Source organism: Streptomyces sp. NPDC096323 (assembly GCF_040302845.1).
Classification (GTDB): domain Bacteria; phylum Actinomycetota; class Actinomycetes; order Streptomycetales; family Streptomycetaceae; genus Streptomyces.
The window spans coordinates 406,911-423,083 of record NZ_JBEOSI010000008.1 but is presented as its reverse complement, the minus strand read 5'-3'; the positions used below and the strand labels follow the sequence as shown (position 1 = coordinate 423,083).

Annotated in this window: 14 protein-coding genes; 6 read left to right on the top strand and 8 right to left on the bottom strand. The window is 71.5% G+C overall.

Translation table 11 applies throughout. The features are described from left to right. Positions 1-31: 31 nt before the first annotated feature. The 4 genes from ABTX18_RS24100 to ABTX18_RS24085 all read right to left on the bottom strand — a co-directional run bounded on the left by ABTX18_RS24100 (position 32) and on the right by ABTX18_RS24085 (position 4,518). Positions 32-1,270 (bottom strand): ROK family protein, encoded by a 1,239-nt coding sequence (locus tag ABTX18_RS24100; protein ID WP_352124803.1) that lies wholly within the window; start codon positions 1,268-1,270, stop codon positions 32-34. 9 nt (positions 1,271-1,279) lie between these two features. Then, on the bottom strand, positions 1,280-2,560 hold the full coding sequence (locus ABTX18_RS24095; protein WP_352124802.1) for a sugar ABC transporter permease: 1,281 nt from the start codon (positions 2,558-2,560) through the stop codon (positions 1,280-1,282). Beyond that, positions 2,557-3,333: an ATP-binding cassette domain-containing protein gene (locus ABTX18_RS24090; protein WP_352124801.1), complete on the bottom strand. Its 777-nt coding sequence runs from the start codon at positions 3,331-3,333 to the stop codon at positions 2,557-2,559. The genes ABTX18_RS24095 and ABTX18_RS24090 overlap by 4 nt, the downstream gene beginning before the upstream one ends. A 90-nt stretch (positions 3,334-3,423) precedes the next feature. Further along, positions 3,424-4,518 carry a sugar ABC transporter substrate-binding protein gene (locus ABTX18_RS24085; protein WP_352124800.1) on the bottom strand — a complete coding sequence of 365 codons (1,095 nt, stop codon included), beginning with the start codon at positions 4,516-4,518 and terminating at the stop codon, positions 3,424-3,426. Positions 4,519-5,003: 485 nt separating this feature from the next. Between ABTX18_RS24085 and ABTX18_RS24080 the strand changes: the two genes are divergently transcribed. Both ABTX18_RS24080 and ABTX18_RS24075 read left to right on the top strand, forming a co-directional pair. After that, positions 5,004-6,317, top strand: a complete 1,314-nt coding sequence (locus tag ABTX18_RS24080) for an MFS transporter (RefSeq protein WP_352124799.1) — start codon at positions 5,004-5,006, stop codon at positions 6,315-6,317. Positions 6,318-6,669: 352 nt separating this feature from the next. Then, on the top strand, positions 6,670-7,995 hold the full coding sequence (locus ABTX18_RS24075) for a TerD family protein (RefSeq protein ID WP_503061201.1): 1,326 nt from the start codon (positions 6,670-6,672) through the stop codon (positions 7,993-7,995). A gap of 16 nt (positions 7,996-8,011) precedes the next feature. Here ABTX18_RS24075 and ABTX18_RS24070 read toward each other — a convergent pair whose 3' ends face one another. Next, the gene (locus tag ABTX18_RS24070) at positions 8,012-9,184 is read right to left on the bottom strand and encodes a glycosyltransferase (RefSeq protein ID WP_352124797.1); all 1,173 of its coding nucleotides are present in this window, start codon (positions 9,182-9,184) and stop codon (positions 8,012-8,014) included. Between the two features lie 58 nt (positions 9,185-9,242). On the opposite strand from ABTX18_RS24070, the gene ABTX18_RS24065 reads away from it, so the two are divergent. Together ABTX18_RS24065 and ABTX18_RS24060 are read left to right on the top strand one after the other, a co-directional pair. Next, entirely contained in the window at positions 9,243-10,028 is a 786-nt protein-coding gene (locus tag ABTX18_RS24065) for a glutamate racemase (RefSeq protein ID WP_352124796.1), read from the top strand. A 69-nt stretch (positions 10,029-10,097) separates the two neighbouring features. After that, a complete protein-coding gene (locus ABTX18_RS24060) occupies positions 10,098-10,661 on the top strand; it encodes a hypothetical protein (RefSeq protein ID WP_352124795.1) in 564 nt (187 codons plus the stop codon). A gap of 24 nt (positions 10,662-10,685) precedes the next feature. On the opposite strand, the gene ABTX18_RS24055 is transcribed toward ABTX18_RS24060, so the two are convergent. Beyond that, positions 10,686-11,795 carry an O-antigen ligase family protein gene (locus tag ABTX18_RS24055; RefSeq protein WP_352124794.1) on the bottom strand — a complete coding sequence of 370 codons (1,110 nt, stop codon included), beginning with the start codon at positions 11,793-11,795 and terminating at the stop codon, positions 10,686-10,688. 194 nt (positions 11,796-11,989) lie between these two features. Here ABTX18_RS24055 and lnt point away from each other — a divergent pair, with 194 nt between their 5' ends. Continuing rightward, complete coding sequence (gene lnt, locus ABTX18_RS24050; RefSeq protein WP_352124793.1) at positions 11,990-13,585, top strand: apolipoprotein N-acyltransferase; 1,596 nt, start codon at positions 11,990-11,992, stop codon at positions 13,583-13,585. A 30-nt stretch (positions 13,586-13,615) separates the two neighbouring features. Next, a complete protein-coding gene (locus ABTX18_RS24045; protein ID WP_352124792.1) occupies positions 13,616-14,098 on the top strand; it encodes an NUDIX hydrolase in 483 nt (160 codons plus the stop codon). 66 nt (positions 14,099-14,164) lie between these two features. Here ABTX18_RS24045 and ABTX18_RS24040 read toward each other — a convergent pair whose 3' ends face one another. Together ABTX18_RS24040 and ABTX18_RS24035 are read right to left on the bottom strand one after the other, a co-directional pair. Next, the gene (locus tag ABTX18_RS24040; protein ID WP_352124791.1) at positions 14,165-15,079 is read right to left on the bottom strand and encodes a serine hydrolase; all 915 of its coding nucleotides are present in this window, start codon (positions 15,077-15,079) and stop codon (positions 14,165-14,167) included. Next, positions 15,076-15,948, bottom strand: a complete 873-nt coding sequence (locus ABTX18_RS24035; protein ID WP_352124790.1) for a LysR family transcriptional regulator — start codon at positions 15,946-15,948, stop codon at positions 15,076-15,078. Before ABTX18_RS24035 ends, ABTX18_RS24040 begins: the two co-directional genes overlap by 4 nt. Positions 15,949-16,173: the final 225 nt, after the last annotated feature.

The window sequence follows — 16,173 nt, the reverse complement described above, 5'->3', positions numbered from 1 at the left end:
CGGGGGAGGCCTCACCCGGACCGGCCGGGGCTCATGACCCGGTACGTGCCCCGGGCCCCTGCTGCCCGTCGAGCCGAGCCAAAACTTCCAGCGGGTTGTCCAGGCTCTCCGAGAAGGCGAGTTCCGCGGCGCCGATCAGCACGGCGCTGTCGCCGAGTTCGCAGACCCGCAGCCGGAGGTTCTCGCGGGAGGCCCCGAGGGCGGTGGTGTTGATGCGGCTGCGCACCTGCGCGGCCGCCCCGAGGAAGACGTTCCGGAGCACCCCGCCGAAGATCACCGTTCCCGGGTTGAAGAGGTTGACCAGATTGGCGACCCCGATGCCGAGCCAGTCGCCGACGCGGCGCAGGGCGGCGGCGGCGACGACGTCCCCGCGGTCGGCGGCGGCGACTACGGCGCGTACCGTGTCGTGGCCCGGGGTGCGGCCGTCACGCCGGGCAGCCTCGAGCAGAGCCCGGGCACCGGCTTCGGCTTCGAGGCAGCCGGTCGCGCCGCAACCGCAGCGCCTGCCGCCGTGCGGGTTCACGATCATGTGGCCGACTTCGCCGCCGTACCCGTCCTCGCCGCGCAGGAGCCGTCCGTCGACGATGACGCCGGCCCCGATACCGATGTCGCCGTGCAGGTAGACGAGGTTGCGGCAGCCGGCTCCGGCGCCGCGCAGATGCTCGGCCAGCGCTGCGACGTTGGCCTCGTTGCCGATGGCGATCGGAACGGCGAGGCCGAGGCGGTCGGCGAGCTGGGCGCCGAAGTCCTCCTCCGACCAGCCGAGGTTGGGAGCGAACCGGACCAGACCGTCAGGGTGGCGGACGATGCCTCGCACCGCCACTCCGACGCCGACACAGTGACTGCCCGCCGCGGTGGCGGTCAGCATGTGCCGGGCTGCTTCCGTGAGTGCCTTCGCGACCTGGCCGGGGGGCTGGGGGCCCGCCACCGGCCAGGGGACCTCGCACCTGTCGAGGAAGAGGCCGCCGAGGCCGATGCGGGCGGCGCTCAGACGGTCGACACCGATGTCGAAGGCCAGGACGTAGGCGCGTGCGGACTCGGGTCGTACCACCAGCGAAGGACGTCCCGCCCGGCCGGTGTCCCGGGGGAGCTCTTCGCGTACGAGGCCCGCGCCGGTGAGTTCACTGACCAGGCCCAGTACGGTGCTGCGATTGACTCCCATGCGCTCGGCGAGAACGGTACGGGAAGCGGGTCCGCCGATGTGGACGTGGCGCAGTAGCGTACTGAGGTTGTGCCGGCGGATCTCCTCCTGGGAAGGACCGGCTTTCATAAGGGAACCTCATCGTTGCGCGGCGCGACGGCGGGACAGAGCGTCCACCCCTGCGGCCACCAGCAGTACCGAACCGGTGACAGCGTACTTGACGCCTGAGCTGTACCCCATGAGGCCCATCCCGTTCTGGATCACTGCGACCACCATGCCGCCCAGGACGGCGTCGATGACGCGTCCGCGGCCGCCGAACAGACTGGTGCCGCCGATGACCGCGCCGCCCACGGCTAGCAGCAGAACGTTGCTGCCCCCGGTGTTCGGGTCCACGGAGTTGCCGCGCGAGGCGGCGATGATCCCGCCGACAGCCGCCATGGCCGAGCAGATGACGAATGCGGCGACGCGGATGAAGGCCACGTTGATGCCGGCCCTGCGGGCGGCCTCGGCACTGCCGCCCACCGCGTAGATGTGCAGGCCGAAGGAAGTGCGCTGGAGGACGAAGGTGCCGATGACCAGCAGGGCTCCGATGACCGGCACGACGATGGGCACGCCCTTGAGCGAGTCGACGATGACGTTGCGGCTGCGTTCCTGGTTGAGCAGGTACACCGCCAGGCCTCCGAGCGCGACGGCCGTTCCGAGGCGCAGGGCGATGAGGGCGGGGGGTGAGGTGGGCAGTCCCCGGGACCTGCGGTTGCCGTTGGCACGGAACTGGACGGCTGCGTAAGCGGCGACGCAGACGGCGAGCAGCCCCCAGCCGAGCGCGGGGCTGAGGTTGTTGTTGGCGATGGCGAGGACGGTCCTGTCCTCGATCGAGATGTTGGTGCCCTCCTTCAGGAGGATCAGCACGATGCCCTGGAAACCCAGGAAAGCGGCCAGGGTGACGACGAACGACGGAATCCCGATCTTGGCCACCAGAATGCCCAGGAGCAGCCCGATGGCCACTCCGGTCAGCATCGCGGCGGCCACCGCTCCGTACCAGGGCCATCCGTGGTCGGTGAGGAGGATGGCCAGTACGGCGGCACAGACGCCGCTGGCATAGCCGGCCGACAGGTCGATCTCGCCCAGAAGCAGGAGAAAGACCAGGCCCATGGCGATGGCGATGCTGCCCGCGCCCTGGGTCAGCAGGTTGGCGAAGTTGAGTTCGGTCAGAAAGACCGGGCGAAGGACCGCGAAGAACGCGCAGAGGACGACCAGGCCGAGGACGGCGGGGAGCACGCCCAGTTCGCCACCGCGCACCCGCTCGACGTAGGCGCGGGCGAGAGCGCGGATACCGGGCGCCTCGATGCGGTCGTCCGCACCGTTTCCTCCGGCTCCGCCCCGTCCTTCCGGCTTCTCGGGCGCGAGGGCGGCGGTCATGTGGTGGCTCCGTTGGTGTCGGCGAGGCCCAGGTCCCCGCTGCGGCCTGCGGTGATCAGTTCCACGACCTGGGCGTGAGTGAGGTCCGAGGTCTTGACCTGGGCGGCCATCCGGCCCAGGTGGAGAGCGGCGATCCGGTCGGACACCGCGAAGACGTCGTTCATGTTGTGCGAGATCAACACGACGCTGAGACCGTTGTCGGCGAGCCTCCGGACAAGCTCGAGGACCTGAGCGGTCTGTGCGACGCCGAGCGCCGCGGTCGGCTCGTCGAGGACCACGACCCTGCTGTTCCACAGCACGGCCTTGGCGATGGCCACGGTCTGCCGTTGGCCGCCGGAAAGACTGGAGACTTTCTGCCGGACCGACTTCACGGTGCGCACGGAAAGACTCTTCAGCGTGCTGGCGGCCATCTCCTCCATCGTCCAGCCGTCGAGCACGATGCCACGGCGCTTCTCACGGCCGAGGAACATGTTCTGAACGATGTCGAGGTTGTCGCAGAGCGCGAGGTCCTGGTACACGATCTCGACGCCCAGGGCGGCGGCGTCGCGCGGACTGTGCACATGTACGCGCTCGGCGTCGAAAAGGTACTCGCCCGAGTCGATCGGATGGATCCCGCCGATGCACTTCACCAGCGTGGACTTGCCGGCGCCGTTGTCGCCGACGAGTGCGGTCACCTCCCCCGGATAGGCGGCGAAGTCAACCTCGTGCAGCACCTGCACCGCGCCGAAGCTCTTGTCGATCCCCCGCAGTTCGAGGATCGGGGTGGCTGTCATGGGTGGACGGCTCCTTAAGTTCGTTGCGCCGTGGGCCCCGGCTCCCGTCCGGCTCCGCGCGGGCCGCCGGGACGCCCTGCCCGGCATGGCCTACTTGACGCCGTACTTGGTGCACAGAGCGGCGTACTTGCCGGTGCACAGGTCGGCCGTGGTCACGTATCCGTCGGCCACGACGTCCTTGACGTTGTCCCGGTAGATGGCCACCGGGGTCTCGAGGACCGCGGGAACGTCGCGCTTGCCCTCCGGGTCGTGGACGGTGGCGTTGGTCGTCCCCTTCCGGCCCTTGGCAAGGCTCGCCGCGAGCGCCGCGGTGGCGTCCGCCTCCTTCTTCACCGCCTTGTAGACCGTCATGCACTGGTCTCCGGCCAGGATGTTCTGCAGGCCCTGGACGGTGGCGTCCTGGCCGGTGACGGGCACCTGACCGTTGCGGTGGTTCTTGCGCAGCACGGCGATGGCGGCGTTGCCGAGGCCGTCGTTGGCCGCCAGCACTCCGCCGATTCTGGGCTCGCTCGTCAGCATCTGCTCGAAGATGGTGCCGGCCTGCGCGTTGTCCCAGTCCGGAACCGACTGGTTGGGGCCCTTGGCGTACTCGCCCGAGGCGTACTTCGGACCGAGGACACCGTCATAGCCCTGGGCGAACAGCGTGGCGTTGTTGTCGGTCGGGGATCCGTTCAGCTCGGCGACGACGGGCTTCTTGGCCTTCATGTCGGCCAGACACTTGCCCAGGCCTTCGCCCTGGAGCTTGCCGACGGCCGTGTTGTCGAAACTCACGTAGTACTGGGCGGAGCCGCCGAGGGTCAGCCGGTCGTAGTCGATCGTGGCCACGCCCTGCGACTTGGCCTTGCGGAGGACCGCCTTGCCGGTGCCGCTGTCCAGATTCACGATCACCAGGACGTTGACGCCCTTGGTGATCATCTGGTCGGCGATGGTCTGGAACGCCTGCTTGTCGCCCTCCGCGTTCTGGATGTCGTAGTCCACGCCCGCCGCTTCGAAGGCCGCGGTCAGCAGCGGCCGGTCCGCGTCCTCCCAGCGGGCCGATGACTTGCTGTCCGGGAGGATCACGCCGATCTTCGGCTTCTTCGCGCCCCCGTCGGCGTCGTCGCCACTCGAGGAGGTACTGCCGCAGGCGGCGAGCGAGGTCATGAGCACCACGGAGGTGCAGGCGATGAGGATTCCCTTGCGCATCGGAAGGGCCCCCTTTCTGAGGTAACGGCCGTCCGGCACGGGGCGCACGGGTCGGCGGTGATGGATGACTCCGGCAACGCGGTGAACAGGCGGTGCGTCCTCACGCGTTGAATGTTGTGGGCGGCAACATACGCGCCTCGGTCGACTCGCCACCAGTCCCTCACATGTGTGACCCGGTTACGATCGGGTCACGTCGCGACAATCGGCCGGCAAGGGCTGATCGCCCGTCAATTCCCGTACCGGGCCGCCGTGATGCCCTCGTGCCGCGGATCTGTGCCCGGAAGGCCGGCCTCACGGGGCGGGCGTGCGGCACGCCCTGCGAGACCCGGCACGCAACCGCAGCCACGATGCCGAGTTCGAAAAGTTTCGAGCTTGACACAGCAAATTTCGCGTGGTCTTCTGCTGCGCGCTTGGTCCGTTCGAGTAGGCGCTCACCTCCGGTACCGCGGTGTCTCTCGGGGGCGCAGACCGTGAGGAGGCTGGGTGTGACCGCGAACGGGGGTCCGCCGGACGCACAGATGAAGGTGCCCGCCCAGGTGCCACGGGGACGGGCGCTCGTCGCCGTGGCCGGGCTGTCGCTCGCCCTGTTCGCGTTCGCCACGGTCGAGGCACTGCCGGTGGGTCTGTTGCCGCAGATCGCGCAGGGCCTCGGGGTGTCGCTGTCATCGGTGGGCCTTCTGGTGACCGGATACGGCCTCGTGGTGATGGCGACTGCCGTCCCGCTGACCGCTGTGACCCGGCGGGTTCCGCGCCGACGCCTGCTGGCCGTGGTGCTGGCGCTCTTCACCGGCGCCACGCTGCTGTGCGGCATGGCGCCCGGTTATGGCGTTCTGCTGGGGGCGCGCGTTCTGATCGCGCTCACCCACGCGGTGATGTGGTCGGTGGTCGCCTCGGCCGCCGCGGGCATGTTTCCCGAGCGGGTGCGGGCGAAGGTGGTGGCCACGCTGTTCGGAGGGTCGTCGCTGGCACAGGTTCTGGGTGTGCCCTCCGGAACGTGGCTCGGGCAACAGACCGACTGGCGGGTGCCGTTCGTGGTGATGAGCTGCCTGGGACTGCTCTCCGGGATCGCCGTGGTGGGCATGCTGCCCTCGTCGCCGGTGGAGGCGAACCCGGCTGCCACCGCCCCGCGGCCCGACCGCTTCCGGTTCCTGCTGATCGTGACGGTGACCGCCGTCGTCATCGGCGGGTTCTTCACCTTCTACACGTACGTCACGCTCTTCCTCGCCGACGTCGCCGGGATCTCCTCGCGTTCCATCGGGGCGGTGTTCGCGGTGGGCGGAGTGGGCGGGCTGATAGGCACCAGCCTGTCCGGGATGCTGTCCGCCCGCAGTACCCGCGGAACCATGACCGGATCGGTGGCCCTGGTGACTGCGGCTCTGGCGCTCCTGGTGGCAGCCGGAGAGCACCCCGTCGTCTCGGTCGTGGCGATCACGCTGCTTCTGCTGTCCCTGTCCGGCATGCTCACCGCTCTCACCAGCCGGATCCTGCACATCGCGCCGGGCAACGTGGACGTGGCCTCCGCCGCCTGCTCCGCGGCCTTCCAGGCGGGCATCGCCGCCGGCTCCTTCTTCGGCGGAACCGTTCTGGACGCCCACGGCCCGCACGGTGTAGCGGTCCTCGGCATGCTCGGCGCCGCCGCCGGGCTGGCGCTGCTTCTCGCCGAGGAACCGCTCAGCCGTCGTGTCCGCAGGCTCGGTGGTGCCGGGGAAGTGAGGCTCGGTCTCTCCTCGCTCAGCTCCTCATCGGCCCAGGAGGAGCGCTCGTCCTGCACGGAGAGACATGGCGAGGAGCGCGCATAACGAACCGGGCCACACAGCGGCACAACAAGACGGTCCGCGAACCGTGCCGCATCACGGCCGAACGAGAGGCGGGTCGGCGACCTTCCTTCGCGGCATGGTCCGGCGCTGAGCCTTCTTCCAACTCGGCGGCGGCGTCCGCGAGTCGGACGCTCGCGCCCCACGCCATCATCGACGTGCTCGCGGAGGCCGGCCCCGGGTGCCGGCCCGACAAGGCGTGCGAAGGCTGTCTTTGCCCTTCGCCACGCACCGACGTGATGCTGGAAAGGGGTCACTGTGAGCCGCCTGCTGCGACGGGCATTAGGTTGACGGGAAACTCTCGGCAGCCGTACTCGCGATGGGGGCGAGCATGACCATGCTAAAAGGAACCAACGTTCCGGTGGCCGCTCAGGCCGTGCGCGTCGAACTGGGGTGGCGCACCGCGCCCGGGACCCCGGACGTGGACGCCTCGGCGCTCCTTCTCCTGGGGACCGGAAAGGTGCGCGGCGACGCGGACTTCGTCTTTTACAACCAGCCGGTCCACGCGTCCGGAGCGGTGCGCCACGAGGGCAAGCGGACCGATGCGGGCCAGACGACCGACACCCTCGCCGTCGACCTGGCACGGGTGGAGCCCGCCGTCGACCGCGTGGTGCTTGCCGCCTCCGTGGACAGCGGTTCCTTCGGCCGGGTGACCGGCCTCTACGTACGCGTCACGGACGCGGCGAACGGCTCGGAACTGGCACGCTTCGACAGCGCCGACGCCACGGTCGAGACCGCCTTCATCCTCGGCGAGCTCTACCGGCGCCAGGGCGCCTGGAAGTTCCGGGCGGTCGGCCAGGGCTACGGGACCGGACTCGAAGGGCTCGCCACGGACTTCGGGATCTCCGTCGACGAACCCCAGCAGCCCGCCCGGGCGCCGCAGCCCGCCACACCCCTGTCACCCCCGCCGCCCCGGCCGGCGACGCGGGTCGCGGCCACGCCCCCTGCGCCCCAGTACCCCCAGCCGACGCTCGCCGCCCCGATGGCCCCGCCGGTTCCCCCGGCGCCGCCCGTCACCCAGCCCGTCCGTCTCACCAAGGTGACGCTCACGAAGGAGGCGCCGTCCGTCTCCCTCGCCAAACAGGGCGGCACTTCGGGAGCCATGCGCGTCAATCTCAACTGGGAAGTGCGCAAGCAGTTCAAGGGATGGGGCAGCAAACTCGGCAGGGCCGTCGCCCACCACGCGGATCTCGATCTTGATCTCTGTGCACTCTATGAACTGACCGACGGCCGCAAGGGAGTCGTGCAGGCGCTCGGAAACGCCTTCGGCGCTCTCCACCAGCCGCCCTATATCCTGCTCGACGGTGACGACCGGACGGGCGCCAACGCCTCCGGGGAGAACCTGACGGTCAACCTCGACCAGCAGGCGAGGATCCGCCGTCTCCTGATCTTCGTCACCATCTATGAAGGCGCCCGGAGTTTCGCGGATCTGCACGCGACCGTGACCCTCCAGCCGCAGCACGGCGCACCGATCGACTTCTCGCTCGACGAATGCACCGTCCCCTCGACGGTCTGCGCCCTCGCGCTGATCACCAACACCGGAAGCGACCTCACCGTGCAGCGCGAGGCCCGCTATCTCGTACCTCAGCGCGGAGTGAGCCCCCAGCGCACCATCGACCAGGCGTACGGCTGGGGCATGAACTGGACTCCCGGCCGCAAGTGAGGCCGAAGGGCGCCGGTCACTGATCCGGTGCGGCCTCGGGACGGGTGTACGTACGCCCCTTCCAGGCCGCACCGCGGCCGCGGTAGTGCTGCACCGCGGAATCGACCGTCATGAGCAGATACAGCAGCGCGGTGAACGGCAGCAGCGGAGCGAGCCACAGCGACTGCCGGTAGTAGCCCAGCATCGGCAGGTACGTCCCGGCCATCACGGCCCAGGCCGCGCCCCCGGCCCAGGCGGCCGGCGGATCGCCGCCCAGCAGGCCCGCGAGGAGCGTCACGGGCGGCGCCAGATAGATCACCGCGAGGCCGAGCACCGTGCCGAGCAGCACCAGCGGACTGTGCCGCAGCTGGGCGTACGCGCTGCGCGAGACCATCCGCCACAGGTCGGCCAGGCGCGGATACGGCCGCACGCTGTCCACCCGCTCCGCGAGGCCCAGCCAGATCCGCCCGCCGCTGTGCTGCACCGCGCGCGCCAGCGACACGTCGTCGATCACCGCCTGCCGGATCGACTCCGGAACCCGCGCCCGTACCGCCGCGTCGGTCCGCAGCAGTACGCAGCCGCCCGCCGCCGCAGCTGTCCGCGACCCCGCCCGGTTCACCCACCGGAACGGATAGAGCTGTGAGAAGAAGTAGACGAAGGCCGGCACCACCAGCCGCTCCCACACGCTCTCCACCCGCAACCGCGCCATCTGCGAGACCAGATCGAAGCCGCCCGAACCGGCGGCCGCCACCAGCTCCCGCAGACTGTCCGGCTCGTGCGCGATGTCGGCGTCGGTGAGCAGCAGGTACTCGGGCTCCCGGGTCCGGGCCAGCGCGATGCCGTGCCGGACGGCCCAGAGCTTGCCCGTCCAGCCGGGCTGGGGCTCTCCGGGGGACACCACGGTCACCGGCAGCCCCGCGCACCGTACGGACAGCTCACGGGCGAGATCACCGGTCCCGTCCTTGCTGCAGTCGTCGACCAGGAAGATCTCGGCGTGGCCCGGATAGTCCTGGGCCATCAGCGAGGGCAGGCTCACCGGCAGCATGTCGGCCTCGTCACGCGCGGGCACGACGACGGCGACCGAGGGCCAGTGCGCCGGGTCCGCACGGCTCGGCAGCCGCTGGCCGGTCCGCCAGAAGAACCCCTGCCCCAGCAACAGCCACACCCACGCGACAAGCGAACCCACGGCGATCCAGGCAACGGCGCTCATTGGCCGAAGTCTGCCCCACTCAGCGGGGACCGCAAGGGCGGTCGACTATGGTGACCGGGTGAAGATCGCGCTCATGGACTCCGGAATCGGCCTGCTGGCCGCCGCCGCCGCCGTACGTCGGCTGAGGCCGGACGCCGATCTGGTGCTCTCCTCGGACCCGGCGAGCATGCCGTGGGGCCCCCGGACGCCGGAAGACGTCACGGAACGCGCCCTGGCGGTCGCCCGGGCCGCGGCGGACCACCGGCCCGACGCGCTGATCGTCGCCTGCAACACGGCCTCCGTGCGGGCCCTGGCCGCGCTCCGGGCCGAGCTGGAGCCCGCGCTGCCGGTCATCGGCACCGTCCCGGCGATCAAGCCGGCCGCCGCGGCCGGCGGTCCGGTCGCGATCTGGGCCACCCCTCTCACCACCGGCAGCCCGTACCAGCGCGGACTGATCCGCGACTTCGCCGGTTCCGCGGCCGTCACCGAGGTGCCCTGCCCCGGCCTCGCCGACGCCGTGGAGTACGCGGACGAGGCCGGCATCGAGAAGGCTCTGGCGGCCGCCGCGGCGCTCACCCCGCCCGATGTACGGGCCGTCGTGCTGGGCTGCACCCACTATGAACTGGTCGCCGAACGCATCCGCGGCGCCCTGCAGCAGCCCGGCCGCCCGCCGCTCGTCCTGCACGGCTCCGCCGGCGCCGTCGCCGCCCAGGCGCTGCGCCGGATCGGTGCCGAACCCGCTCCGTCGGCCGAACCCTCCGCAGGACTCGCCGTACTCCTCGGCGGACGCCTGTCCGAGCTGCCGGAAGCCGCCCTGGCCTACCGGGAAGGGCGCGGGCTCACCGCCGTCGGCTCCGCCCGCTGACCCCTCCGGCGGCCGACGGGAGCCGTGGCACCCATTCCCTCGCGCGCATTCTTCAGTACGCTGCTTGGCATGGAGGACCACCCCCGAAAACCGACGCGAACCGGTACCGAGACCCATACCGCCGTCTGGACCGGCCGGGCCACCAACCGGACCCAGTGGGTCCTCGCGGCCGCGGGCGCAGCCTGTCTGGCGCTCGGCATCCAGCTCGCCGTCAGCTCCACCTGGACCTCCGGCATCGCCCCGCTGCTGATGTCGGTGATCGGCTGCGTGGCTGCCGGACTGCTCATGCTGTTCGGCACCCTCGCCTTCGTGAACGTGGCGGTCCGCGTCGACGGCGACGCCCTCGAGGTGCGCTGCGGCCACATGGGCCTGCCGCGCCGCCGGATCCTGCTCACCCATGTGGTGGGCGCGGAGTTCGCACCCCAGGTCACCCCCCGCCAGTGGGGCGGCTGGGGCTACCGCTGGCGCCCCGAGCTGGGTACTGGCGTGATCGTGCGCCGGGGCGAGGGCCTGGTGCTCAGACTCGGCGACGGCAGGACATTCACGGTCACGGTCGACGACGCGGAGGCGGGCGTCCGGTTCATCCGCGACCGCCTGCACCTGCCGTCCACCGGCGCCCCGGCCGGAGCCTGACCCCCTGCCCGACGCCGGCCCGTCTCACCGCCCGGCCCGGTCGGCCCACGGGTCCTGAGCGGGCGCGACGTCCTCGCCGCGCGGGAGGCGCTGCCTGCCACCGCCTCGCGCCGGCCGGCCGGTCTCGATCGGGCTCCGGGCCGACGCCAGCCCGGCCAGGAGGCCCGCCCCCGCCGTCACCGGAGTGAAGCTCAGCGCGTTTCCTACGCTGGCCAGCGCTGCCAGCGCCGTGAGCGTGGCCCCGGCGGTCAGGGCGACCGCCGTGCTGCGCGGCGAACGCCACAGTACGTACAGGAGCCAGCCGAACGCGGCAGCGAGCAGCAGCACACCGACCACTCCCTGCTCGGCCGCCTGCTGCAGCGCGGCCGAGTGCGCCTTGCCGTCCGAACCGAAGGTCTCCTGAACGGTGGGGCTCAGCTCGGCGAACCGGCCGGGCCCGGTGCCGATGACCGGGTACTCTGCGGCCAGCCGCGCGGCGTCCTGCCACAGCCGCACCCGGTTGCCGGTCAGCCGGCCCTCGAGCAGGACCGCGAGCCCGTCGGGCAGCACACCCTTCGCCACCGCCCACGAGGCTCCGGCCATCAGACCGGCGGCCAGCGCGCAGCCCGCGAGACCGAACAGCCGGCTCCGCATCCTGGCCGCGGCCAGCGAGCACAGCAGCACGCCCGCCGCCGCGGCGAACCCGGCGACGGAGCCGAGGCCGAGCGCGGCGCAGGCCGCACCGGCGGCCAGCAGCCGCAGGGTGAACCGCAGCGATTCCCGCCGGGCCGCGGCCGCCGCGCAGCAGGCCGCACCCGCCGCCAGGACCAGCAGCGCGGCGGCCGCCCCGGCGTGCCCGGGCACGGCGTCCACCGTGGCCGTCGCGCCGGGCAGGCCATGGCGCCGGACGAGCGCCATCACGAGGGCGGCCAGGGCGGCGACGGTCGCGGCGGCCACGGGCAGCAGCGTTCCGCAGATGCGGCCGCAGGCGAAACCCGCCGCGACGGCGAGCAGCGCGAGCAGCACCCCTTCGGGACGGGTCTCGCGCCCGGCCGCGCTGATCAGCGACCAGATTGCACAGGCGGCGAGGATCAGTGCCCCGGCCGCGTCCGACGCGTTGCCGCCTTCGGGCTCCCGCACTGTTGGTACAGCCATCACGTCCGCCCCCGGCCTGTGACCGTCCCGTCCGCGAGGGCCGGATACGGCCCGGTCTGCGGGGGACTGGCGCACACGTTAACGGCCACCGCACCCGGATGTGCGGAAGATGCGGAGAAACGATCCGGCGGTGTGTATTCCGCCCATAGGACAGGGCTCCCCGACAACCGGCCCGCCACCGTAGACTCCGCCGGGTGAGCACCACCATCGCCCAGGTCGGCGACCCGCAGAAGCCTGACTCCGCCCCCCGAGCCGCACGTCTGCTGCCGCGCCTCGCACGGCCCGCCGCCGCCGTCGCCTCGGGGGTGATGCTGTACGCGAGCTTCCCGCCCCGGCCGCTGTGGTGGCTGGTTCTTCCCGGGTTCGCCCTCCTCGGCTGGGTGCTGTTCGAGCGCAGGTTCCGCGTCGCGTTCGGCCTCGGTCTGCTCGCCGGACTCGGCTTCATGCTGCCGCTGCTGCACTGGACCGGCGAAGAGGTCGGGCCGGTGCCGTGGCTGGCCCTCGCCGCCGCCGAGGCCCTGTTCATCGCCGTGGGCTGCATCGGCATCTCCGCCGTGACCCGGCTCGCCGGGTGGCCGTTCTGGGCGGCCGCGGTCTGGACGCTCGACGAGGCGGTCCGGGCCAGGGTGCCGTTCGGCGGCTTCCCCTGGGGCAAGATCGCCTTCGGGCAGGCGGACAGCGCCTTCCTGCCGCTCGCGGCCCTGGGCGGGACCCCGCTCCTCTCCTTCGCCGTGGTGCTGTGCGGCTTCGGCCTCTTCGAGGCGGTCCGCCGCTTCCGCGTCCGCCGCGCCACCGGTGCACTGCCCCGGACGGCCGCCGCCGCGGCAGCCGCCGCCGTCCTGGTCCCCGTCGTCGCGGCCCTCGCCGCCCTGCCCCTGGTCGACGACTCCGCGGAGGACGGCACCGCGACCGTCGCCGCGATCCAGGGCAACGTGCCGCGGCTCGGCCTCGACTTCAACTCGCAGCGCCGCGCTGTCCTGGACAACCACGCGAGCCGTACGGAGCAGCTCGCCCGCGACGTCAAGGCGGGCAAGGTCCCCCAGCCCGACTTCGTCCTGTGGCCCGAGAACTCCTCCGACCTCGACCCCTACCGCAACGCCGACGCGAGGATCGTCATCGACGACGCGGTGAAGGCGATCGGTGTGCCCACCGTGGTCGGCGCGGTCGTCGAACCCGACACCGGCAAGCTGCGCAACACCCTCATCCAGTGGGACCCGGACAAGGGCCCCGTGGCCACCTACGACAAGCGGCACATCCAGCCGTTCGGCGAGTACATGCCGATGCGGTCCCTCGCACGCGTCTTCAGCTCGGACGTCGACCGGGTGCAGCGCGACTTCGGACCGGGCACGAAGGTCGGCGTCTTCGACCTGGCGGGCACCGACGTCGGGCTGGTCACCTGCTACGAGGCCGCGTTCGACGACGCCGTACGCGACACGGTCGAGCACGGCGCCCAGCTGATCGCCGTCCCCAGCAACAACGCCACCTTCGGCCGCAGCGAGATGACCTACCAGCAGCTCGCCATGTCCCGGGTGCGCGCGGTCGAGCACAGCCGTTCCGTGGTCGTCCCGGTCACCAGCGGTGTCAGCGCGGTGATCCGCCCGGACGGCACCATCGTCAGGAAGACGAAGATGTTCACGCCGGACGCCCTGGTGGAGGAGGTGCCGCTGCGCTCCTCACTGACCCCGGCGACCCGGATGGGCCCGCTGCCCGAAGGGCTGCTGTCCCTGCTCGCGGTGACCGGCCTCGGCTGGGTGGCCCTGCGCACGGTGCGCGCACGACGTACCCGCTGAGTCGCTCGGCGCGCCGCATAGGGTCGTGCCATGGCCATTCCTGATTTCATCCGCGAGATCCGCGCCACCGCGGGTCAACAGCTGCTCCTGCTGCCCGGCGTCACCGCCGTCGTCTTCGACGACGAGGGCAGAGTGCTGCTCGGCCGGCGTGCCGACACCGGCAAGTGGTCGGTGATCGGAGGCATCTCCGAGCCCGGGGAGCAGCCCGCGGAGACGGCGGAGCGCGAGGTGTACGAGGAGACGGCCGTGCACTGCGTGGCGGAGCGGGTGGTGCTCACCCAGGCCCTGCCACCCGTGCAGTACGAGAACGGCGACCGCTGCCAGTACCTGGACGTCACCTTCCGCTGCCGGGCCACCGGCGGCACCGCCCGGGTCAACGACGACGAGTCGCTGGAGGTGGCCTGGTTCCACGTCGACGCGCTGCCGCCGCTCCAGGAGTTCGCGCTCTTCCGCATCAAGCAGTCGATGACCGACGGCCCCACCTGGTTCGAGGCGACCAGCCCACAGGCGTGAGGAACGGGCCGGGTGTCCGTGTACGGACGCCCGGCCGGGACGGTCGTCCAGCAGGGCGCGCTTTTGTCATGTGCCCTGGCGTCCCCGTAGTTCCTCCACAGCGGCCCGGGCCGCAGCGCCGATGACCGCGTCGGCGCGTGGGAGCTTGTTGTCGGACCGGGCCGCCTGGGTGAAGACGACGGCGGTGTAGGTGGTGCCGTCGGCGAGTTCGACGACGCCCGCTTCGTGGCGCAGCGAGCCGAAGGTGCCGGTCTTGCCGTAGACGGTGACGTCGTCGTAGGGGAATCCGGACGCGAGCCGGTGCGTCCACGGTTGCTGGCGCATCACCCCGCGCATGAAGGCGCAGTGCTCCTCGGAGGCGGCCCGACCCGTCCAGATCGCTCGCAGGAGCCGCGCCATGTCCGAGGGCGTGGTCGAGGCCTTGTACGCGGGGTCGTACACGCCGGGTGGCACGACGGTGTCGTTGTCCGCCACGCGCGCCAGGGCCGCGTCCAGCGAGTGGGTGCCTGTTTCGGCGACCAGCCGGCTGAATGTGTTGACGACGCCTCCGTGGATTCGGGTGTCGGGCATGCCCAGGCTGCGGCACACCGCGTCGACCACGTCCGGGCCGACCGCTCGGAGTACGGCGTCGGCCGAGGTGTTGTCCGAGATGGTCATCATCAGCACCACCAGGTCGCGCAGCGACATGGTGACGGCGTCGCGCAGGATGGAGATGCCGGTCGGCCCGGGAACACGCTCGCCCGGTTCCAGCGTCACCCTTCGCACCGGGTCGATCAGCCCCGCCTCCGCGAGCCGGCAGAAGGCGACCATGACCGGAATTTTGTATACCGAACCCATGGGCAGTTGTTCGTCGGGATCGACGGTCACCCGGGCCGACGGCCGGTGCAGTTCCGCCACGTGCAGCCAGCCGCGGACACCCGCGTCGTCGAACATCCCGCGGAGGGTGCTCTCCACACCCTTGCCTCGCAGTATCCCGCTCACGGTGTCACCTTCCGGGTCAGCGCGTCCTCCAGCAGTCGCGCTGTCCTGGCGGCCTCCTCCGCCCCGGGACGGCGCGGGTCCCATGCCACCCGCAGACGCAGCGGCAGCGGTGGATCCGTGGTCGGTCGCCGTTCGACGCCCGAGGCGGTGAGCGTGGCGTCCGCCGTGACCAGCACCGCCTGACCGGCCGCGACGAGCGCGAGGCCGGCACGCTCGTCGGAGACCACCACAGTGTCCACTCGGCGGCCGCGGCTTGCCAGGGTGTCGATGAACAGGTCATGGGCCGCAGGAGCTTCGGCGCGGGGACGTACGGCAACGGGCAGACGCGGCGTACGTGCGTCACGTACCTCCCCGCGAGTGGCGGGGGCGAGGATCCAGGTCGGCAGAAGGATGACGCGCCCGCCGGCGAGACCGTGCAGCACGGAGGGGTGCCGGATCACGGCGATGTCCAGCCGCCCGGCAACAACGTCGCCGAGCAGCACGGACGTCGATGCCGTCACCATGCCGATCCGCGTCCGCTCGCCTGCGCGGACCGGCGCGGCCGCCACGCCCGCCGCGAGGGGCGTCGGCACTTCGGGAGCCAGCCCGAGCCGCAGCCGTCGGCCGTCGGCCTGCTCGCGGGCCCCGGTCTCACGGAGTGCCACGAGCGCGGCCAGTGCCTTGCGGGCGTGCGGAAGCAGCTGAGTCCCCTCCTCGGTGAGGGAGACTCCTCTGTCACGGTCGAACAAACGGACACCGAGCAGCGTTTCCAGGCGCCGCAGGCCCTGTGAAAGAGGCGGCTGGGTGATGCCCACCCGCTGCGCCGCAGCTCCGAAGTGTTCCTCCTCCGCCACCGCGACAAAGATTTCAAGATGCCGTTCCGTCAGCACTCTGCACCCCCTGGCCTGTACTGATACGTGCTGCGAATCGATTAGTCGCCGAGATCGTATTCGACACGCGGTCAGGCAGCGGGCTTGACTCCCGACGGGAACCGGTTTCGGCCGGTCCGGCACCGAGCTGCTGCCGAGCCGAGGCACCCCGCCCACGCCGATACCGCATCCGGCCGGCCATCCGGTGCGGACCGCACGACCAGAGACGGAGATCACCTTGAGGCG